The 20,740-nt window shown below is 71.9% G+C and carries 17 protein-coding genes; 14 read left to right on the plus strand and 3 right to left on the minus strand.

Annotation, left to right across the window (positions count from 1 at the left end):
• Window positions 1–11 precede the first annotated feature (11 nt).
• From ACFSDF_RS12950 to ACFSDF_RS12960, 3 genes are read right to left on the minus strand one after another with little or no spacing between them, the layout of a single operon-like run.
• Window positions 12–2,327, minus strand: coding sequence for a transglutaminase TgpA family protein (locus ACFSDF_RS12950; RefSeq protein WP_377157774.1), 2,316 nt, complete (start codon window positions 2,325–2,327; stop codon window positions 12–14).
• Window positions 2,324–3,562 carry a DUF58 domain-containing protein gene (locus ACFSDF_RS12955; protein WP_167008379.1) on the minus strand — a complete coding sequence of 413 codons (1,239 nt, stop codon included), beginning with the start codon at window positions 3,560–3,562 and terminating at the stop codon, window positions 2,324–2,326. Before ACFSDF_RS12955 ends, ACFSDF_RS12950 begins: the two co-directional genes overlap by 4 nt.
• 1 nt (window position 3,563) lies before the next feature.
• Window positions 3,564–4,559, minus strand: a complete 996-nt coding sequence (locus ACFSDF_RS12960; protein ID WP_182397157.1) for an AAA family ATPase — start codon at window positions 4,557–4,559, stop codon at window positions 3,564–3,566.
• Window positions 4,560–4,914: 355 nt separating this feature from the next.
• On the opposite strand from ACFSDF_RS12960, the gene mraZ reads away from it, so the two are divergent.
• From mraZ to ftsZ, 14 genes are all read left to right on the plus strand, one after another.
• The gene (gene mraZ, locus ACFSDF_RS12965) at window positions 4,915–5,346 is read left to right on the plus strand and encodes a division/cell wall cluster transcriptional repressor MraZ (RefSeq protein ID WP_167008385.1); all 432 of its coding nucleotides are present in this window, start codon (window positions 4,915–4,917) and stop codon (window positions 5,344–5,346) included.
• A 239-nt stretch (window positions 5,347–5,585) separates the two neighbouring features.
• Window positions 5,586–6,518 (plus strand): 16S rRNA (cytosine(1402)-N(4))-methyltransferase RsmH, encoded by a 933-nt coding sequence (rsmH, locus tag ACFSDF_RS12970; RefSeq protein WP_465264197.1) that lies wholly within the window; start codon window positions 5,586–5,588, stop codon window positions 6,516–6,518.
• The gene (gene ftsL, locus ACFSDF_RS12975; RefSeq protein ID WP_167251891.1) at window positions 6,515–6,970 is read left to right on the plus strand and encodes a cell division protein FtsL; all 456 of its coding nucleotides are present in this window, start codon (window positions 6,515–6,517) and stop codon (window positions 6,968–6,970) included. The genes rsmH and ftsL overlap by 4 nt, the downstream gene beginning before the upstream one ends.
• Window positions 6,967–8,706, plus strand: a complete 1,740-nt coding sequence (locus ACFSDF_RS12980; RefSeq protein WP_167251890.1) for a peptidoglycan D,D-transpeptidase FtsI family protein — start codon at window positions 6,967–6,969, stop codon at window positions 8,704–8,706. The genes ftsL and ACFSDF_RS12980 overlap by 4 nt, the downstream gene beginning before the upstream one ends.
• A gap of 21 nt (window positions 8,707–8,727) precedes the next feature.
• Complete coding sequence (locus tag ACFSDF_RS12985) at window positions 8,728–10,278, plus strand: UDP-N-acetylmuramoyl-L-alanyl-D-glutamate--2,6-diaminopimelate ligase (protein ID WP_465264198.1); 1,551 nt, start codon at window positions 8,728–8,730, stop codon at window positions 10,276–10,278.
• Window positions 10,275–11,705, plus strand: a complete 1,431-nt coding sequence (locus ACFSDF_RS12990) for a UDP-N-acetylmuramoyl-tripeptide--D-alanyl-D-alanine ligase (protein WP_377157778.1) — start codon at window positions 10,275–10,277, stop codon at window positions 11,703–11,705. The genes ACFSDF_RS12985 and ACFSDF_RS12990 overlap by 4 nt, the downstream gene beginning before the upstream one ends.
• Window positions 11,702–12,766 (plus strand): phospho-N-acetylmuramoyl-pentapeptide-transferase, encoded by a 1,065-nt coding sequence (mraY, locus tag ACFSDF_RS12995; protein WP_167008404.1) that lies wholly within the window; start codon window positions 11,702–11,704, stop codon window positions 12,764–12,766. The genes ACFSDF_RS12990 and mraY overlap by 4 nt, the downstream gene beginning before the upstream one ends.
• Window positions 12,763–14,229 carry a UDP-N-acetylmuramoyl-L-alanine--D-glutamate ligase gene (gene murD / locus ACFSDF_RS13000; RefSeq protein WP_377157781.1) on the plus strand — a complete coding sequence of 489 codons (1,467 nt, stop codon included), beginning with the start codon at window positions 12,763–12,765 and terminating at the stop codon, window positions 14,227–14,229. Before mraY ends, murD begins: the two co-directional genes overlap by 4 nt.
• 40 nt (window positions 14,230–14,269) lie before the next feature.
• The gene (gene ftsW / locus ACFSDF_RS13005) at window positions 14,270–15,541 is read left to right on the plus strand and encodes a putative lipid II flippase FtsW (RefSeq protein WP_243843119.1); all 1,272 of its coding nucleotides are present in this window, start codon (window positions 14,270–14,272) and stop codon (window positions 15,539–15,541) included.
• A gap of 1 nt (window position 15,542) precedes the next feature.
• A complete protein-coding gene (murG, locus tag ACFSDF_RS13010) occupies window positions 15,543–16,646 on the plus strand; it encodes an undecaprenyldiphospho-muramoylpentapeptide beta-N-acetylglucosaminyltransferase (RefSeq protein WP_167252070.1) in 1,104 nt (367 codons plus the stop codon).
• Window positions 16,647–16,663: 17 nt separating this feature from the next.
• Complete coding sequence (gene murC, locus ACFSDF_RS13015) at window positions 16,664–18,067, plus strand: UDP-N-acetylmuramate--L-alanine ligase (protein WP_377157783.1); 1,404 nt, start codon at window positions 16,664–16,666, stop codon at window positions 18,065–18,067.
• Between the two features lie 2 nt (window positions 18,068–18,069).
• Window positions 18,070–18,780: a cell division protein FtsQ/DivIB gene (locus tag ACFSDF_RS13020; RefSeq protein WP_167008411.1), complete on the plus strand. Its 711-nt coding sequence runs from the start codon at window positions 18,070–18,072 to the stop codon at window positions 18,778–18,780.
• Window positions 18,781–18,828: 48 nt separating this feature from the next.
• Window positions 18,829–19,281 (plus strand): hypothetical protein, encoded by a 453-nt coding sequence (locus ACFSDF_RS13025; protein ID WP_167008413.1) that lies wholly within the window; start codon window positions 18,829–18,831, stop codon window positions 19,279–19,281.
• A 219-nt stretch (window positions 19,282–19,500) separates the two neighbouring features.
• A complete protein-coding gene (ftsZ, locus tag ACFSDF_RS13030) occupies window positions 19,501–20,739 on the plus strand; it encodes a cell division protein FtsZ (RefSeq protein WP_167009319.1) in 1,239 nt (412 codons plus the stop codon).
• Window position 20,740: the final 1 nt, after the last annotated feature.

The raw sequence follows: 20,740 nt of genomic DNA on the forward strand, positions 1-20,740 counted from the left end.
CTTTCTCAAGCTCACTCCCTCAACGACAGCACCTCGTCCGCCTCGCGTGCCGTCCCGCGCTGGTCGCGGACGGCGAGCACCGATCTCGGGAGCACGGCCGCGAGCAGGTGCTGGCCTCGTGACGTGGTGTCGGCCATTGCCGTCCGCAGCCGGCTGACCACGTCGGCGAGGTCGACGGGCTCGTACGCAGGGGCATAGCGGCTGCGCTCCACGGCATCGACCAGCGTGTCGAGCGCGCCACGGATGTCGGGGTCGTCGCGCAGCCGCGCGCGCAGCGGAGCAACCGTCGCGCGTGGTGAGGCGCCGTCGGTCCAGCCGAGGCCGAGATCGGTCGCCGTGTCGCGGACCTCCGCCCATGCGTCCTCGACCGTCGTCTCGCCGCCGCCTGCGTGGAGGCGACGGTGACGCCGGGTGGTGCGGACGACGGCAGGCGCGGCGAGAAGGAGCAGGAGCACCACGCCGACGACGACGAGCAGCACCATCCGTGACGAGGCGTCGCCCGCACCGTCCTGGGATGCCGGTCCGGTTTCACGACCCTGCGAAGCGTTGGGGGCGTTCGTCGGCGCCGTGGTCGGTGCGAGCGACGACTCGGGCTCCGTGGGGGCCGACTGGTCACCCTCCGCGAACGACGGCGCCGCATAGCCGCTGCCGCCTGGAGTGGGCTCGAAGGCCACCCATCCGATCCCCGCGAAGTACAGCTCTGGCCAGGCGTGCATGTCGGTCCCGCGGAACACCCACGAGCCGGCGGCGCGGCCGGGCTCGCCGGAGAGGAAACCGATCGAGACGCGGGCGGGGATCCCGAGCGAGCGGGCCATCATCGCCATCGCGGTCGAGAATTGCTCGCAGTAGCCGACCCGGTCGTCGGTGAGGAAGTCCTCGATCGTCCCCATCCCGGACCCGGCCCGCTGGTCGAGGGAGTACTCGAAGCCACCGTCCTCGCGGAACCACCGCTGGAGGGCGACTGCGCGGTCGAACGCGTTGTCGGCACCCTCGGTGACCTCCTCCGCACGCTCGGCGACGACCTCGGGTGTCCCGCTCGGGAGGTCCACGAACGAGGACATCGTCAGGGTCGACGCCGGTGCGGTCCGCATGTCGCTCTCAGTGGGTCGGGCGAGCACCGCGTCGAACGCATAGGTCTCGCCGGCGAAGCTCCCCAGCCGCGCGATGCGGCTGACGTCCAGCATGCTCCGGTTGATCTCGACGCCCTCGGGATCGGAGAGCGTGATCGCGCTCGGTGCGTAGACGAGAGGGAGCCAGCGGGTCTCGAACCCGGGCGAGACCGCGACGGAGTAGCGGGCGTCTCGCCGGCCCACGCCGACATTGAGGCCAGGGATGGCGGGAAGGTCGTCGTCGAGCTCCTGACCGGCGCCGACCCGGTCGCCGAGGGTCCATCCGCGCGCGCCGACCGACTGGAGCGAGGCCAGCCGGACGTAGCGGGGCCGCGGAGAGCCTTCGAGCTCCTGCATCGTGAGCAGCACCTCATGGCTCTGTCCGCGCAGGTTGCGCCGCATGTCGAGAACGGGGTTGTCCAGGCCCGTTCCGTTGCCGCCGGAGCCGCTGCTGCCCCCACCGAACAGGTTCTGGGACGCTGCGGGCGTCAGCGCTGGGACGAGCATCGCGATCGCGACGGCCGCGACGGTGATGCCCGCCGCGGGCAGCGAGGCCCCCACCCGGGCGAGCGCGGTGGGGGCAAGCATGCTCGTCGTGGCGTCGGTGGTCCCGACCATCCGTGGCCCCCAGTACGCGGTGTCGTCGCGCCGCGTCACGGCGAGCAGGGCCGCGTACGCCGTCGCTCCGAGGACGAACGCCCAGGGCTGCACCTCGCCGCCGAGCAGCGTCGCCGGGATCATGAGGACGGCGAGCAGCACGAGTCCGAGCGCGGGGGTCCAGCGCAGCTCCGAGGCCATCACGTCGATCACCAGTGCGACGACGATGATCAGCGTGGCGAGAGTGGCGTCGAGCGCCGGCGCGTCGGGGACGGGCGCGGCGTACCGCTGGGCGTGCGTGTAGGTCGCCTCGCCGATCGCCCGGGCCTGCTCCACGGTCCGACCGGTCGGGACGAGGCCGGCGATGCCGGTGCCCGCGCCGTACGCGGCGGTGAGCCAGCCCACGGCGACCGCGGCCTGGCCGGTGACGACGAGGGCGCGGGGAGTGGCGACGGCGCGCAGCAGGACCCCGGTGAGGACGACGGCGGCGGCACCGAGCGCGCCCTCGGCGAGGAAGGACCCGTCCACGACCAGGGGAGCGAATCCGGCACCGACGGCGACGGCGAGCAGCCACACCCACAGACCCGTCCAGGCCGCGTGCGCGGCACGAGCGGCGGTCATCGGACGGAGTCCTTGGCCGCGATCACGGCGAGCGCGCGCCACGCGTCGCCGACACTCTGTCCGCCACCGACGGCGACGGCGTCCCACCCGCGCGAACGGGCGGTCGTGGCGAGGTCGGCCGACGCACCGGTGCCGACGCCTGCGCGCGACAGCCAGCCGTCGGCGTCGAGGACCAGCGCGAGGCGGCGTCCGGCCGCGGTCGAGCACCGGTCGAGGTGGTCGAGCGCCTCGGGGTCGGCACCGGTGACGATTGCGACGACCGTCCCTCGCGAGGCCAGGACGTCGGCGGGCACGAGCGCGGTGGTGCGGCGGGCGGAGGTCCGTACGGCCGCGAGCTCGTCGAGGATCAGGCCGAGCTCGTCGGGGGCCGAGTCGTGGGAGTCTGTCGTGTCGGTCGCGAGCCGGACGTCCCAGCCGTTGCCGGAGAAGTGGGCGGCGACCGAGGCGGCGGCAGAGACCGCCCACTCGAACGTGCCGTCCTTGCCCGGTCGGTGGACGTCGCGGCGGGTGTCGAGGAAGACGGTGACGTCGGCGTGCCGCCCCTCCTCCTCGCGCCGGACCATCAGCTCACCCGTACGGGCGGTGGTCCGCCAGTGGATCCGGCGCAGGTCGTCCCCCGTGCGGTACTCGCGAACAGAAGCGTCGTCCGGCCGGCCGATGGCGCCGAGGCGCACACGGTGATCGCCGCGCTCGGCGCCGACGCCACCGGCCCACATGCGGCCGAGCGGGTGAACCGTCGGCGTCACGACCAGCGGCGTCGTCGCGTGGAAGGTGCGGCCCACCGACAAGAACCCGAACGGGTCGCCGACACGTACGGTGAGCGGGCCGATCGCATGGAAGCCGCGTCGCCGGGGTGTGACGCCGTACCGGACGAGGCAGTGCCACTGGCTGCCGCGGCTCACGACGCTGAAGCGGCGCCGACCGCCGAGAGCGTCGGGGAGCTGGTCCTCGAGGAGCAGGGTCCCCGAGGCGCCGTGCCCACCGCCGTCGACCTGGAGCGCGACCTCCACGTCGGTGCCGGCGGGGACGCGGGGAGGCGTGACCTCTCGGAAGGCGCTGACGGTGCTGCGGCTGCGGGCGACGACGAGCACGGCGACGAGCGGCAGCGCGAGCGCGAGCACCCCGATCCGGACAAGGACGTCGAGCCCGAGGAGGAGGCCGCCGACGAGGACCGTCAGTCCCGCGGCGACGAACGCCCGGCCGCGGGACGTCAGCGCCGAGAGCGTCGCGCGCATGTCACCGACCGGGCTCGGGAACGCGGACCTCGGCGAGGACCTCGCGGACGACGTCCGACGCCTGCCATCCCGCGACGACGGCGTCGGGGGAGAGGAGCAGACGGTGGGCGAGCACGGGCTCGGCCAATGCCGCGACGTCGTCGGGGAGCACGTACGGGCGCCGGTCGAGGGCAGCCCGTGCCCGTGCGGCGCGCACGAGGTGGAGCGTGGCGCGCGGTGAAGCGCCGAGGCGCAGTCGTGAGGTGGAGCGGGTGGCGTGGGTCAGCGCGACCGCGTACTGCTCGATCGCGGGTGCGACGTGCACCGTACGGACGGTGGCGACGAGATCGGCGACCTGCTTGACGTCGGTGACCGGCGCGAGGTCGGACAGCGGGTCGGCACCGCCGTGCTCGCGCAGCATCGCGGCCTCGGCCTCCGCCGAGGGGTAGCCCATCGAGACGCGCGCCATGAAGCGGTCGCGCTGCGCCTCGGGGAGCGGGTAGGTGCCCTCCATCTCCAGGGGGTTCTGGGTGGCGACCACCATGAACGGGTCCTCGAGCGGGTACGAGGTGCTGTCGACGGTGACCTGGCGTTCTTCCATGCACTCCAGCAGCGCGGACTGCGTCTTGGGCGACGCGCGGTTGATCTCGTCTCCGACGACGACGTTGCCGAAGACGGCACCCGGTCGGAACTCGAACGTGCGCGACTCCGGGTCCCACACCGAGGTGCCGGTGACATCGCTCGGGAGCAGGTCGGGCGTGAACTGGATGCGGCGCATCGATCCGTCGATCGAGCGGGCGAGCGCCTTGCTCAGCATCGTCTTGCCGACCCCGGGGACGTCCTCGAGGAGGAGGTGCCCGCCTGCGAGGAGCACGACGACGGCGGTGCGGACCACCTCGGACTTGCCGACGATGACGGTCTCGATGTTGGCCGCCAGCCGTCCTGCGGCGGCGACGAGCTCGTCGGTCTGGTCGGGGCCGGGCGGAGCTGGCGGCTCTCGCCGAGGTGTCGTCGTCACTGCGGTCCTCCTCGGATCCACGCATCGGAGCGGGCGACGGCTGTCCCGGCGACCCCCCCAGGATGCCGAGACTACCCGCGCGATCAATGCCACGGGCCCCGCTGACGGCGAGGGATCGCGGTCCTCCCCACCCACGCTCCACTCTTCACCATCTCGGCGGTCCGGGCGAGGGGAATGCTGCGATCACGGGCATCGGTGGTGGCGACCCATGGTCTGCCCGGTGTCAGGGAGCGGCGGGGCGCGCCAGGGTGCAAGAACGGTTGCCGGTGGTGTGTTGTGGAGTACAGTGGCGCAAAGTGGAGCAAGCAGTCGCCGGACTCGCGCCGGCTGCGGCGAGACGGGGGGTTACGGTGCGATGTTCTTCGGCACGTACACCCCTCGCCTCGACGAGAAGGGCCGCTTGTTCCTCCCCGCCAAGTTCCGCGACCGACTCACGGAGGGCCTCGTGCTGACGAAGGGGCAGGACCGCTGCATCTACGTCTGGCCTCAGGCGAGCTTCGAGGAGTTCAGCGACCGGATCAGCAAGACACCGTTCACCAACAAGGCGACCCGCGACTTCATCCGTGTGCTCTTCTCGGGAGCCTCGGACGAGGTGCCCGACAAGCAGGGCCGCATCACCGTCCCGCCTCCGCTGCGCGAGTACGCCCGTCTGGGTCGCGACTGCGTCGTGGTCGGCGCGATGGAGCGGGTCGAGATCTGGGACGCGGCGCGTTGGTCGGAGTACTCCGACGCGCAGGAGGAGAGCTTCTCCTCGCTGTCGGAAGAGGTGATCGAGGGTCTGCTCTGAGCGGGGTCGTACGACGAGGCCTCTGGGCCGCTTGCTCCACCACCTGGCACCACTTCCCCGGTGCCAGAGGTGACTTCCCAGGGCAAGCGGCCAGGGACCTGGTCGGACGAACCACAGGCGATCGGGACGCACGGGTAGCGGCCCCGAGGCGCGACACACGCTGAACCACACGGAACGAGGGGTCGAGATGGTGGTCGGACGTCCTAGGGGGGCCGGGACGAATGGATGAGGCACAGCACGTGCCTGTGCTCTTGGAGCGGACGGTCGAGCTCCTCGAGCCCGCCCTGTCCCGCAGCGACGCGGTCCTGGTCGACGCGACGCTCGGGCTGGGCGGGCACACCGAGGCGGTCCTGACGCGCTTCACGGACGTGCACGTCATCGGCATCGACCGTGACCCGGAGGCGCTGCGGCTCTCACGCGAGCGGCTCGCGCCGTTCGAGGGCCGGGTGACGTTCTTCGAGGGCGTGTACGACGAGATCGCCGAGGCCATCGCCTCAGCCGGCCGTACGACGGTCGACGCCGTGCTCTTCGACCTCGGGGTGTCATCGATGCAGCTCGACGTCGACGAGCGCGGATTCTCCTACGCACGCCCCGCGCCGCTCGACATGCGGATGGGACGCGAGGGGATCACCGCCGCCGAGATCCTCGCGACGTACGACAAGGCCGAGCTGATCCGCATCCTGCGCGCGTACGGCGAGGAGAAGCACGCCGCACGCATCGCCGACGCGATCGTGCGTCGCCGTGAGACCGCGCCGCTGCGCACGAGCGACGAGCTCGTCGCGCTGGTCCGCGAGGCACTGCCCGCGGCCGCCATGCGGACCGGCGGCAACCCCGCCAAGCGGACCTTCCAGGCGCTGCGCATCGAGGTGAACGACGAGCTCGGCGTCCTGCGCCGTGCCGTGCCCGAGGCGCTCGACTCCGTCCACGTCGGCGGCCGCGTCGTCGCCATGGCGTACCAGTCGCTCGAGGACCGCATCGTCAAGAAGGCATTTGCCGCCGTGACGACCCTGGACGTCCCGCCGGGGCTGCCGGTCGTGCCCGAGGAGCGGCAGCCGCGGTTCAGGTCGCTGACCAGGGGCGCCGAGACGGCATCGGAGGCAGAGATCGCCGAGAACCCCCGCGCGAAGCCGGTACGGCTGCGTGCGGTCGAGCGAGTGAGGGAGGCGGTATGAGCCTCGCGCAGAACGCGCCCCGCCGCGCGCCCGTACGCCCGGCGCAGCAGCCGCGCCGCGACCTGCGGGTCGTCCCGGCACCCCGTACGGGCAGCCCTCGCGCTCCGTTCGTGCTCCTGGTCGTCACACTGCTCGCCGGAGGCCTCATCGGCCTCCTGCTGCTCAACACGTCGATGCAGAACGGCGCGTTCGAGCTCGCAAAGCTGGAGAAGAAGGCCGAGACGCTGCAGAGCGAGCACGCACAACTGGCACTGGAGGTCGAGCGGCGCTCGACGCCGGCGGCGCTGGCCGAGCAGGCGTCCGGTCTGGGCATGGTGCCCAACACCAACCCTGTATTCCTCCGCCTACCGGACGGCACGGTGGTCGGCGACCCGGTGCCCGCGTCGCGCGACGGCCGCGCCGCGTCCGGAGTCGGAGGACCCTCACCCGCCTCGGTGGGAGACCGCGGGTGAGCCCGGCGGTGCGGAACCGCGCGCGGTTCTGCTTCGTCGTGGTCGCGACCCTCCTCGTGGTCTTCGCTGGACGGCTCGTCCAGATCCAGGGCGTGGACGCGAACGCGTACGCGGCGAAGGCGCTCGAGGAGACGATGCAGCCGGCCGTGCTGCATGCCGACCGGGGCGAGATCGTCGACCGGGACGGCCAGCCGCTCGCGACCTCGCTCGACGCGTCGGCGATCATCGCGAACCCGCGCTTCACCTCGGAGAAGGCACCCGAGATCGCCCGTGTGCTCGCCGCGGAGCTCGATCTCGACTACTTCGACGCCCTGGAGAAGCTGCGCCGCGAAGGCACGCAGTTCGTCTACGTCGCGCGCAAGATCCCGGCTCACCAGGCGAACGCCGCGATGGCCAAGCTCACCGAGCTGGGTGTCGTCAACGGCGTCACCACCGAGCGCGACGCGGTGCGGACGTACCCCGGCGGCACCCTCGCCGCGACGCTCGTGGGGCTCGTCTCGGGGGAGACCGGCGAGGGCACCAGCGGCCTGGAGAAGCAGTACGACGAGGAGCTCACCGGCGTCGACGGGAAGGCCACGTACGAGACGTCGCCCAAGGGTGTGCGCATCCCCCTCGCGCGGCAGACGACGCGTGAGCCGGTGCCGGGCTCCGACGTGGTGACGACGCTCGACCGCGACCTACAGTGGTACGCCGACAAGCGGTTGGCCGAGGCCGTGCGCCAGAGCGGCTCCGACTGGGGGATCGCGGTGACCGTCGACCTCGAGTCGATGCAGGTCCTCCAGCTCTCGCAGCTGCCGACCTTCGACGCCGAGGACCGCTCGACGGTCACTCCGGCGTCGATGAACAACCGCGCCGTCCAGAACGTCTACGAGCCGGGCTCGGTCCAGAAGGTCGTCACGATGGCGGCACTGGCCGACGCGGGGCTCGTGACGCCGCAGACCAAGGTCAGGGTGCCGCGCGAGCTGCGGCTCGACGGCTTCACCATCAGCGACTGGTGGGACCACGGGCGGCTCAAGCTGACCGCGACGGGGGTCATCGCGAAGTCGTCGAACCTCGGCACGATCGCGCTCGCGCAGCAGATGGACGACGCCACCCTGCACGACTACCTGACGAAGTTCGGCTTCGGACGGACCACCGGCGTCGGGCTGCCGTCGGAGTCGCGAGGGATCCTCGCCGAGCCCGAGCGGTGGTCGTCGGCGCAGCACGCGACGATCTCGTTCGGCCAGGGCATCTCGGTGACCGCGCTGCAGGAGGTCGCCGCCGTCGCCGCCATCGCCAACGGGGGCCGCTACACCGCGCCGACGCTGGTGACCGAGGTGCGCCGCGCCGACGGTACGACGGTGGACCAGGAGCCGCCCGAGAGCCGCGAGGTCGTCTCGCCGAAGGCCGCGAAGATGGTCACGACCATGATGGAGGCGGTGACCGGCCCCGACGGGTCGGCCCCGGACACCGTGGTCCCGGGCTACCGCGTGGCGGGCAAGACCGGCACCGCCTGGAGGGTCGACCCCGACACGGGACGCTACGTCCGCGGGCAGAACACCGTGTCGTACATCGGCTTCGCGCCGGCCGAGCGCCCGCGCTTCCTCACGTACGTCGTGCTCGACAACCCGCGTGGCGGGGGCTCGGGCAGCGGAACCGCAGGGCCGGTGTTCAAGGACATCATGCAGCAGGCGCTGCAGCGTTACGGCATCGCTCCGAGCGGGTCGCGAGCGCCCAGGACTCCGGTCAAGTGGTGACTCTCGATACGCTCGGCCACGATGTCTGCTGAGCCTCCACTCCCGCTCGACACCCGACCACCGTCGGTCGATCCCGTGCCGGTCACCGCACTGGCGACGACGATCGGCGGCCGGGTCGTCGGCGCACCGCCCGAGACCGTCGTGACCGGGGTCACCCTCGCCTCGTCGGACGTCCGCGTGGGTGACTTGTACGCGGCGCTGCCGGGTGCACGCACCCACGGCGCGCGCTTTGCCGCACAGGCGGTCGACGCCGGTGCGGTCGCCGTCCTGACCGACGCCGAGGGGGCCGCGATCATCGCGGACGGCCCGGCAACGGTCCCGCTGGTGGTCGTGGACGATCCTCGTACCGTCCTCGGCGCCGTGGCCGTCACGGTCTATGGCGATCCGGCGCAGCGTCTGACGACGTTGGGGATCACCGGCACCCAGGGCAAGACGACCAGCGCCTACCTCGCCGCCTCGGCGCTGCGGGCGTGCGGCGACCAGGTCGGTGCGATCGGAACGACCGGTGCCTTCCTCGGCGGGCGCCCGATGGCCTCCGCCCTCACGACGCCCGAGGCACCCGCGCTCCACGCACTGTTCGCGGTGATGGAGGCCCACGGCGCCGACGCCGTCGTGATGGAGGTCTCGAGCCACGCGCTCGCGCTGCACCGGGTCGACGGCGTTGTGTACGACGTCGCGGTGTTCCTCAACCTCGGGCGTGACCACCTCGACTTCCACGCCGACGTCGAGGATTACTTCGCCGCCAAGGCCGCGCTCTTCACGCCCGAGCGCGCCGCGCAGGCGGTGATCGACATCGACGACCCGTACGGACGACGGCTCGCGGACGCGACGTCCCTGCCTGTGACGACCGTGTCGCTCGAGGGACGCGTGGAGGCGCACTGGCGCGTCGTCGCGCTGGAGACCACCGCGTCGGGGTCCCGGGCCCGCGTCGTCGGTCCGGACGAGGTCGAGCACGACCTCGTGGTCCGGCTGCCCGGCCGCTTCAACGTCGCCAACGCCCTGGCCGTCCTCGCGGCGGTGACGGCCACGGGACGAGCGGTCGAGGACACGCTCGCCGGCATCGCCGCCTGCGAGGGCGTCCCCGGACGCATGGAGCCCGTCGACGAGGGCCAGGACTTCACCGCGATCGTCGACTACGCCCACAAGCCCGATGCGCTGCGGGCCGTGTTGTCGTCCCTGCGCGGGCTCGGTGACGGACGGTTGCTCGTGGTCGTCGGTGCCGGGGGAGACCGTGATCCCGGCAAGCGCCCCCTGATGGGTGCCGTCGCCGCCGAGCTGGCGGACGTGGTGGTCGTCACGGACGACAACCCGCGCAGCGAGGATCCGGCGACGATCCGTGCCGCGGTGCTCGAGGGAGCCCGCGAGGCAGGAGCCGCGGCCGAGCTCGTCGAGATCGGCGACCGCCGCGGAGCGATCGCCCGTGCCGTCGCTCAAGCACGTCCCGGCGACGTGGTCGTCGTGGCGGGCAAGGGGCACGAGCGTGGCCAGATCGTGGGAGACGTCGTGCACCCGTTCGACGACCGGAGCGTGCTGTCCGAGGCGCTTCGTACCCGGCTCGGGGGCGACGCGTGATCACGACCGCACTGGGACGGGTCGCCGAGATCGTCGGCGGGACTCCGTACGGCGTCGAGGGTGTCGATGTGACGGCTCCCGCGACCCTGGACTCGCGTCGTGTCGAGTCGGGAGGCCTCTTCGTCGCGGTGCGCGGCGAGCACGTGGACGGTCACGACTTCGCGCCTGCTGCCTATGCGTCAGGTGCCGCCGCCGTGCTCGGCGAGCGTCGTGTCGATGGTCCCTGCGTGGTCGTGGACGACGTCGAGGCAGCGCTCGCGCGCCTCGCACGCGACGTCCGGGACCGGCTCGACGGCTGCGTGGTCGTCGGCGTCACGGGGTCGCAGGGCAAGACCAGCGTCAAGGACCTTCTGGCCCAGGTGCTCGACGCGAGCGCACCGACCGTGGCGACCGCCGGCAACTACAACAACGAGCTCGGCGTCCCGCTGACGGTGCTGCGCGCCGAGGCTGCGACCCGCTACCTGGTCGTCGAGATGGGCGCACGCGCGGTCGGCAACATCGCCGCGCTCTGTGCGATCGCCCGACCCGACATCGGCGTCGTCCTCAACGTCGGCACGGCACACGTCGGAGAGTTCGGGTCGGTCGAGGCGATCGCCCGTACCAAGGGTGAGCTCGTCGAGTCTCTCCCCGCGCACGGAGTGGCCGTGCTCAACGCCGACGACCCCGCGGTCGCCGCCATGCGGTCGCGCACGGTCGCGACGGTGCGGACGTACGGCACCACGCCGGGTGCCGACGTCGTCGCCGACGACGTACGCGTCGGCGACGACGGTGAACCCCGCTTCGTCCTGCGTGCCGACGGGCTCTCAGCCGCGGTGCACGTCCCGCTGCTGGGCGCCCACCAGGCGTCGAACGCGGCGGCTGCCACGGCTGCCGCGCTCGCTGCCGGGCTCTCGCTCGACTCCGTCGTGGAGGCGCTCGCGCACGTGACGAACCGGTCGGCCTGGCGGATGGAGCGGTCCGTCCGGTCTGACGGGCTGATGGTCGTCAACGACGCCTACAACGCCAACCCGGAGTCCGTGGCCGCCGCCCTTCGCGCGGTCGTCGCGATGGCGCACGGGAGGCGGGTCGTGACGGTGCTCGGTGAGATGCTCGAGCTCGGCGGTGCGGCGGGTGCCGCGCACGCCTCCGTTGGTAGTCTCGCAGCCGACCTCGGTGTCACCCAGGTCGTCGCCGTCGGTGTCGGTGCGCATCAGATCCATGAGGCCGCCGCGGCCGCCGACGCTGACTCGGTGCTCGTCGACGACCTCGACGACGCGCTGGCGTGGTTGCGCGGATACCTCCGTGCGGGTGACATCGTGCTGGTCAAAGCTTCACGGGCCAGCGGTCTGGAGCGGTTGGCGGCGACGCTGCTGGCCGAGCCAGACCCACAGAGAAGAGTCGCGGACGCCGAGTCCACCAGCGACGACGAAGGGAACGACGCTCGATGAGGGCCATTCTGATCGCCAGCGGGTTCGGGCTGATCGGCACGCTGCTGGGCACGCCGCTCGCGATCCGCCTACTGGTGCGCAAGGGCTACGGTCAGCTCATCCGAGACGACGGACCGACCTCTCACCACACCAAGCGCGGCACGCCCACGATGGGCGGTCTCGTCATCATCGTCTCGGTCGTGGTCGCGTACGCGCTCGCCAAGCTGATCACCGGGACGTCGCCGTCGGCCTCCGCGCTGCTGCTGCTCTATCTCTTCGTCGGACTCGGGCTGGTCGGGTTCCTCGACGACTACATCAAGGTCATCAAGCAGCGCAGCCTCGGGCTGCGCTCCAAGGCGAAGCTGGCAGGGCAGGCGATCGTGGCCCTGAGCTTCGCGCTGCTGGCCCTGAGCTTCCCCGACGGCAACGGTCGGACGCCGATCTCCGAAGGCATCTCCTTCATCCGTGACATCCCCGGCTGGACGCTCCCGGCGGCCGTGATCGTCGTCTGGGTGCTCGTGATGATCTGGGGCACGAGCAACGCCGTGAACCTCACCGACGGGCTCGACGGCCTCGCCACCGGTGCCTCGGTGATGGTGTTCGGCGCCTACATGCTCATCAACCTGTGGCAGAGCAACCAGTCCTGCGCCTTCAACCCCGGGCCCAAGTGCTACGACGTCCGAGACCCGCTGGACCTCGCCGTCGTCGCGGCAGCTCTGACCGGTGCGTGCTTCGGGTTCTTGTGGTGGAACGCCTCTCCGGCCAAGATCTTCATGGGCGACACGGGTTCGCTCTCGCTCGGCGGTGTGATCGCCGGCTTCGCGATCATGACCCGCACCGAGATCCTGCTGCTCGTGCTCGGCGGCCTCTTCGTCATCATCACGGTGTCGGTGATCCTGCAGGTCGGCTGGTTCAAGATGTCCGGCGGCAAACGCCTGTTCAGGATGGCGCCGCTCCAGCACCACTTCGAGCTGATGGGCTGGGCGGAGATCACGATCGTGGTCCGGTTCTGGATCATCAGCGGACTGTTCGTCGCGCTCGGACTCGGCATCTTCTACTCCGAGTGGGTCAGCGGCCTGTGAGTGCGCCAGACGTCGACCGTCTCGGCCGCGAGGACTCCTGGGAAGGCGTTCGTGCGGTGGTCGCCGGGCTCGGCGTCAGCGGCTATGCGGCCGCGGACGCGCTGGTCCAGGTCGGCGCCCAGGTCACGATCCTCGACGACGGCGACACCGACCAGCTGCGCGACCGCGCCCAGATCCTCGAGGTGCTGGGCGCCGACGTCCGTCTCGGCTCCGGCGCCACGGCGACCATGCCCGACCGCGTGGACCTGCTCGTCCCGTACCCGGGGCTCCCCCCACGTACGCCCATCGTCGCCGAGGCGCTCGGGCGCGACGTGGCCGTGTGGTCCGAGCCGGAGCTGGCCTGGCGGCTGCGCGCACCCGGCGCTGCGCCATGGCTCGCGGTGACCGGCACCAACGGCAAGACCACCACCGTCCAGATGCTCGAGTCGATCCTCGCCGCTGCGGGGCTACGCGGCCCTGCGGTCGGCAACATCGGCGTCCCGGTCACCGAGGCGGTGATGGACCCGCTCGGCTACGACGTCCTGGCGGTCGAGCTGTCGAGCTTCCAGCTGCACTTCGCCGACCGGATCGCCTGCGAGGCGTCAGCGGTCCTCAACGTCGCCGACGACCACCTCGACTGGCACGGAGGTCGAGACGGTTACGCGGCCGACAAGGGGCGGATCTACGAGCACGTCGCGCGGGCGTGCGTCTACAACGTGGCCGATCCGGCGACGGAGCAGCTGGTCCGCGCGGCCGACGTCGCCGAGGGCGCGCGGGCGGTCGGGTTCACTCTCGGCGTCCCCTCGGTCGGGATGCTCGGGATGGTCGACGATGTGCTCGCCGACAGGGCGTTCGTCGAGGAGCGCCGTACGAGCGCCGCCGAGCTCGCGACGCTCTCCGACCTCGCGGGTCCCGCGGGCGAGCCTCCGGCACCGCACGTCGTCGCGAACGCCCTGGCGGCGGCTGCGCTCGCCCGGGCGCACGGCGTCGCCCCGGCCGCGGTGCGCAATGGGCTCCGCGGCTACGAGCCAGGCGCCCACCGCATCCAGCGCGTCGACGAGGTCGAGGGCGTGACGTACGTGGACGACTCCAAGGCGACCAACCCGCACGCGGCGCTGTCGTCCCTCCAGGCATACCCCTCGGTCGTGTGGGTCGCGGGCGGTCAGGCCAAGGGCACCCGATTCGAGGACCTCGTCACGCGCGCGGCGGACCGCCTGCGGGCCGTGGTCCTGATCGGTGCTGATCGCGCGACGATCCACGAGGCGTTGCGGCGACACGCGCCCGAGGTACCCGTCGTCGAGGTCGACGCGGGCAAGGATGTGCTCATGGATCGTGTCGTGGACGCGGCCGCAGGGTTCGCCCGGATGGGTGACACCGTGCTGCTGGCGCCAGGATGCGCGTCCTTCGACCAGTTCACGGGCTACGCCGAACGAGGGGACTCCTTCGCCGCAGCCGTGGCCAGGTACGCAGCGTCGCGGCGGTGACCTCGTCGCCCTCGACGTCGAGGAGATCGGGAGGCGCGCGGTGAGCAGGTCCGGCAGGCACTCGTGGACCGCGACCGTTCGCGAGGTGCTCGAGAAGCCGCTGACGTCGTACTACCTCGTCCTCGCCGTCTCCGCGCTCCTCGTGGGCTTCGGGATGGTGATGGTGCTCAGCGCGAGCTCGGTCACCTCGTACCAGAACAGCGGCAGCCCGTACGCCCTCGCGGCGCGGCAAGCAGGCTTCCTCGTGGCGGCGCTGGTCCTGGGCGCGATCGCCTGGCAGCTCCCGCTGCGCGTGCTGCGCTGGTTCGTCTACCCGCTGCTGCTCCTCGCGCTCGTGCTGCTCGCGCTCACCTTCACGCCGTTGGGCTACGAGGTCCGGGGCAACCAGAACTGGCTGAACTTCGGCGGACCGTTCCTCATCCAGCCCTCCGAGATCGCCAAGCTCGCGATCGTGCTGTGGACCGCCGACCTCTACGCCCGCAAGCAGCGCCTCCTGAGTGACCCCAAGCACGTGCTGATCCCGATGCTGCCGGTCACCGGCTTCGTCGCGATGCTCGTCGTGCTCCAGCGTGACCTCGGGACGGCGCTCGTGCTGTTCGCGATCATCCTCGGGATGCTGTTCGTCGCCGGTCTGCCGGGGCGCGCGTTCCTCGTCGCGCTGCTCGGCACCGCCGCCATCGCGCTCTTCTTCGTCCAGTCCAGCGACGAGCGGATCAAGCGCATCACGTCGTTCACCGACCCGTTCGCGGACGCCCAGGGCAGCGGCTACCAGGCCGCGCACGGGCTGATGGGGCTGGCGACCGGGCAGTGGCTGGGCGTGGGACTCGGCGGCAGCCGTCAGAAGTGGGGGGCGCTCCCGGGGGCCCACACGGACTTCGTCTTCGCGGTCGTCGGGGAGGAGCTCGGGCTCGTCGGGGCGCTGTCCGTGCTCATCCTCTTCGGGCTGCTCGCGTACGTGGGGTTCCGCATCGCCCGCCGTGCTCGTGACCCTTTCGCCCGCTACGCGGCCGCCGGCATCACGGTGTGGCTGATGGTCCAGACGATCATCAACATCGGCATGGTGCTCGGCATGCTGCCGGTCATCGGCATCCCGCTCCCGCTCATCTCGTACGGTGGGTCTGCACTCGTCCCGACCGTGATCGCGCTCGCCCTGCTGGCGAGCTTCGCGCGGACCGAGCCGGGGGCGGCCGCTGCCCTGCGCGTGCACCGCCGTCGACGCGGCCCGCGCACCGGTCAGCAGCCCGGGGGAGTGCAGAAACCCTCGACTCCCGCACCACGACCCGTCGGACGCACTGTCCGAGAGGAAGGATGACCTGGTGGCGCTACGCGTCCTGCTGGCCGGCGGAGGAACCGCCGGCCACACCTCACCCCTGCTGGCGACCGCGGGCGCGGTTCGCCGGCTCGCTCCCGACGCCGAGATCACGGCGCTCGGGACACCGCGTGGGCTGGAGGTGACGCTGGTGCCGCAGGCCGGGTACCCCCTCGAGCTGGTGCCGGCCGTCCCGCTGCCCCGCAGCCTCGGCGCCGACCTCCTGAAGGTCCCGGGCAAGCTGGCGGGCACGGTGAAGGCGACCGGTGAGGTGTTCGACCGTGTGCGCCCCGACGTCGTCGTCGGGTTCGGCGGGTACGTGTCGGTCCCGGCGTACCTCGTCGCGCGCAAGCGCAAAGTCCCGATCGTCGTGCACGAGCAGAACGCGCTTCCGGGTGTCGCCAACAAGCTCGGTGCGCGGTTCACGCAGCAGGTGTTCACGAGCTTTCCCGAGACCCCACTCGTCCACTCGCGCTACATCGGCCTGCCGATGCGTGAGCAGATCGCGCACCTCGACCGGGAGGCGGAGCGTGCGCGGGCGCGCGCGGAGTTCGGCCTCGACCCCGACCGCCCGACGCTGCTGGTCACCGGCGGGTCTCAGGGTGCGCGCCGGATCAACCAAGCCGTCTCCGGTGCCGCCGACGAGCTCGCCGCCGCCGGCATCCAGGTGCTGCACGCCGCCGGTCGCGTCGAGGAGGCGCAGGTTGAGCGCGCGCCCGGCGAGCCGCCGTACGTAACCCTTCCGTTCATCGAGCGGATCGACCTCGCGTACGCGGCCGCCGACGGGATCGTGTGCCGCTCCGGGGCCAACACCGTCGCCGAGGTCGCGGCCGTCGGGCTGCCCGCGGTGTTCGTGCCGCTGCCGATCGGCAACGGTGAGCAAGCCCTCAACGCGCACCCGGTCGTGGGCGCGGGGGGCGGCATCCTCGTCGAGGACGCGGCGCTGACCCCCGAGTGGGTGGCGACGGCCGTCGTCTCGCTGCTGCGCGACTCCGCTCGTCTCGAGCGGATGTCCGCGGCGGCCTCCGACCTGATGCCGCGCGACGCCGACGACGTGCTCGCCCGCGAGATCCTCGCCGCAGCCGGCTCCGAGGCGGGCCAGGGATGAGGATCGACGTCCCTTCCGTGATCGAGCCCGCAGAGGATCTCGGCACGGTCCACCTCATCGGTATCGGCGGCGCAGGTCTCTCCGCGATCGCGCGGATCATGCTCGAGCGCGGGGTGAGCGTCCAGGGCAGCGACGCCCAGGACTCGCCGACGCTGCGGGCGCTGGAGGCGGACGGCGCGGTCGTCCACGTCGGTCAGGTGGCCGACAACCTCGGCGACGCGCAGACGGTGATCGCCTCGACCGCCGTACGCGACGACAACTCCGAGATCGTCGCGGCGCGCGCGCGTGGCCTTCGCCTCTATCCGCGCTCGGCTGGTCTGCAGTCGGTGATGATCGGCCGCGACGTGGTCGCCGTCGCCGGCACGCACGGCAAGACCACGACGACCTCGATGCTCGCGACGGCCCTGGTCCGTGCCGGGCTCGACCCGTCGTACGCGATCGGCGCGCCCGTCGCCTCGCTCGGGACCAACGCCCATGCAGGTCAGGGGCAGTGGTTCGTCGCGGAGGCCGACGAGAGCGACGGCGCCTTCCTTGTCTACGAGCCGTACGGCGCGGTCGTCACCAACGTCGACGCCGACCACCTCGACGTGTGGGGGACGCCCGAGGCGTACGAGGCCGCGTTCGCCGAGTTCGTCGACCGGATCGATCCCGCGGGGTTCCTCGTGCTGTGTGCCGACGACCCGGGCGCCGCCGCGCTCGCCGTCCGCGCGCGCCGGCGAGGCCTTCGCGTCATCAGCACCGGGCTCTCCGAGGGCACCGACCTGCGCGGCGTGGACCTGCTCACCTCCGGGGGCGGCACGTCGTTCACGGTGGTCCGCGGCGACGACGAGCTCGGTCGCGTCATGCTGCAGGTGCCGGGGCAGCACTACGTCGTCGACGCGCTCGGTGCGCTCGCCGCGGCACTGGAGTGCGGGGCGACGTTCGCTGACGCTGCCGCCGGCCTGGCCGCGTACTCGGGAGCGAGCCGTCGCATGGAGCTGATCGGCGAGGGTGACGGCGTGCGTGTGTACGACTCGTACGCCCACCACCCCGTCGAGATCGCGGGCGACCTCCAGGCGGCTCGGGCCCTTGCCGGCGGTGCACGCGTGCTCGTCGCGTTCCAGCCGCACCTGGTGAGCCGGACGCGGATCTTCGGCGCGGCGATGGGCCGGGCGCTCGGTGCGGCCGACGAGGTCGTCGTGACCGAGATCTACCTGGCGCGCGAGGATCCCGATCCCGAGGTGACCGGCGCGCTCGTCCGAGAGGCGGTCGGTCTGCCCGCGGACGCCGTGCACGCCGGCGAGCCGCCGGCGACGCTCGACGCGCAGCTCGCGTCGCTCGCCCGCCGCGGCGATCTCGTCCTGCTCCTGGGAGCCGGCGACATCACGACCGTGGGCCCGCGCCTCGTGGCGCGGCTGGAGGAGAGGACCCGGACGAGGTGACGGTGACGGACCGGTTCGCTGGGAGGCGCTGGCGGGCGCGCCTTCAGCGGCTGCGTCCGTACCTCCTCGTCGCCGCCGTCCTCGCGGCCGCGGGTGGTGTGGCGTGGACGGTGCTCGAGACGCCCGTGCTGGGGGCCCACCACGTCGACGTCCGTGGTGCGAGCACCGTCGGTGCCGAGGTCGTCCGTGCGCAGGCGGCGGTGCCGGACGGCCGCCCCCTGGCGCGGCTCGACCTCGGCGCTGTCGGCGACCGAGTCGAGGAGATTCCGCAGGTCGCCTCCGTCGATGTCCGTCGCCAGTGGCCGCGTACGGTCGTGGTCGAGGTCACCGAACGCCGGCCGGTGGCGCGCCTGGCCGGGCGCAACGATGTGCGGCTGATCGACTCCGACGGCGTGGTGTACCCGCCCGCCGGCAAGCCGCCCCGCAGGTTGCCGTCGGTGGAGCTGGCGTCCGGTGCCGGCCCGCGCGCCGAGGCACTGCGGGAGGTCGCCCAGGCCGTCGCTGCGATGGACGCCGGTCTCGCCCGCAAGGTCCGCGAGGTGCGTGTCAGCAGTCGTGACGCGATCACCCTCGAGCTGCGTGACGGCGCCGAGGTCGCGTGGGGGAGCGCGGACCACGCGGAGCTCAAGGCCGACGTGCTCTCCGCCCTGCTGAAGCAGAAGGCGACGGCGTACGACGTCAGTGCGCCGGAGCGGCCGACGATCGTCCCCTGAGCGGCGCACGAATCGCGAGCCCTCGTGGGCACGAGTAGCGTGCGCGACATGAGCGTCGCCGCTCCGGGCCGGTCGGCCAACGCTGGCGCGATCGCCGTCGGGATCGCGCAGTGCGTCCTGCTGGGCCTGGCCTCGCTCGTGGTCGCCACGTGGGCGTTCCTTGAGCTGACCAAGCGTCTCGCGCTCTCGACCGACCCACTCGACTCCGAGAGGGTGCTGTTCTGGTCGCTCGTCGGCGCGGTGGCGGTGCTCGTCCTGGTGAGCGTGGCGGCGGCGATGGTGTGGCGGCGCAGAGTGCTCGGTTTCACCGTGCTCGCGCTGGCGTGGGTGCCGGCCGCGCCGCTGTGCTGGATCGCCGTGGCGTCGTACCAGGATCTTGTCGTCGACGACGCGATGCCGGGCGTGGTCGCGTTCGGGGTGGTCGCCGGTGCCGCCAACGTCGTGCTCGGGCTCCTCCTGCGCACCCCGACGTCGTCTGCGCACCCGCCGCTCGCACGCTGAGGTCCCGTCCCCGATTTGTGCACCTAACCGTGCAGTCGCTCGGGCATTCCACGGCAAAGTGCACAAATCGGGGACGTCGCGTGCTGTGGCGGCGTGTCGGCGCCGAGGGCCGTCGGTCACCCCGTAAGTTCGTCACAGAACGCCGAGGTTGACATAACTATAACCCTGAAGTAGAGGGTTAGGGTTCCGGCTCGAGACACCAAGCATGTGAGGGGCACCATCGTGGCAGCTCAGAACTACCTGGCCGTGATCAAGGTGGTCGGTATCGGAGGTGGCGGTGTCAACGCCGTCAACCGGATGATCGAGGCTGGCCTCAAGGGAGTCGAGTTCATCGCGATCAACACCGACGCGCAGGCGCTGCTGATGAGCGATGCCGACGTCAAGCTCGACATCGGGCGCGAGCTGACCCGGGGTCTCGGCGCAGGCGCCAACCCCGACACCGGTCGTCAGGCGGCGGAGGACCACGCCGACGACATCGAGGACGTCCTCAAGGGCGCCGACATGGTGTTCGTGACCGCGGGCGAGGGTGGCGGCACCGGTACGGGTGGTGCTCCTGTCGTCGCGCGCATCGCGCGTTCGCTCGGTGCGCTGACCATCGGCGTCGTCACGCGGCCGTTCTCCTTCGAGGGACGCCGCCGCGCCAACCAGGCCGACGACGGCATCGAGTCGCTGCGCGAAGAGGTCGACACCCTCATCGTCATCCCCAACGACCGGCTGCTCTCGATCAGCGACCGCAACGTCACGATGATCGACGCCTTCATGCAGGCTGACCAGGTGCTCCTGCAGGGCGTCTCGGGCATCACCGACCTGATCACGACCCCGGGTCTGATCAACCTCGACTTCGCCGACGTGAAGTCGGTCATGTCCGATGCCGGCTCTGCACTCATGGGCATCGGGTCCGCCCGAGGCGACGACCGTGCGGTCGCCGCTGCCGAGATGGCGGTGTCGAGTCCGCTGCTCGAGGCCTCGATCGACGGCGCGCACGGTGTGCTGCTCTCGATCGCGGGTGGCTCCGACTTGGGTCTGTTCGAGATCAACGAGGCCGCGGCACTGGTCAGCGAGGCTGCGCACGCCGAGGCCAACATCATCTTCGGCGCCGTGATCGACGACGCGCTCGGCGACGAGGTCCGTGTCACGGTCATCGCTGCCGGGTTCGACGGCGGCACGCCCAAGCGTCGCGATGCGTCGCGCCCGGCGCTTCGCCGCGACGCCGCGCCGGCGCGTCCGGTCCAGAAGGAGGCGCCGGCCACGCCGGCGGCTCGCGAGGAGTCGTCATCGAACGGCAACGAGCGGATGCCTGTCGGCGTCCGGGCCAGCGCGGCCGAGTCGTCGAGCGATCGCCCGTCGTCGAACGGCACGTCGGCCACCGGCGTCGGCAACGGCACCCGTCCGGTCGCGCCGAAGCGCCAGGCCGACCCCTTCGAGGACGACCTCGACATCCCCGACTTCCTGAAGTAGT

This window comes from Mumia zhuanghuii (assembly GCF_042681565.1).
Lineage (GTDB): Bacteria > Actinomycetota > Actinomycetes > Propionibacteriales > Nocardioidaceae > Mumia.

Bases quoted from the DNA above. Each gene is read 5' to 3' on its own strand.
- ACFSDF_RS12950 (WP_377157774.1), bottom strand. From the start codon at position 2,327: ATGACCGCCGCTCGTGCCGCGCACGCGGCCTGGACGGGTCTGTGGGTG.
- ACFSDF_RS12955 (WP_167008379.1), bottom strand. From the start codon at position 3,562: ATGCGCGCGACGCTCTCGGCGCTGACGTCCCGCGGCCGGGCGTTCGTC.
- mraZ (WP_167008385.1), top strand. From the start codon at position 4,915: ATGTTCTTCGGCACGTACACCCCTCGCCTCGACGAGAAGGGCCGCTTG.
- ftsL (WP_167251891.1), top strand. From the start codon at position 6,515: ATGAGCCTCGCGCAGAACGCGCCCCGCCGCGCGCCCGTACGCCCGGCG.
- ACFSDF_RS12985 (WP_465264198.1), top strand. From the start codon at position 8,728: ATGTCTGCTGAGCCTCCACTCCCGCTCGACACCCGACCACCGTCGGTC.
- mraY (WP_167008404.1), top strand. From the start codon at position 11,702: ATGAGGGCCATTCTGATCGCCAGCGGGTTCGGGCTGATCGGCACGCTG.
- ACFSDF_RS13025 (WP_167008413.1), top strand. From the start codon at position 18,829: ATGAGCGTCGCCGCTCCGGGCCGGTCGGCCAACGCTGGCGCGATCGCC.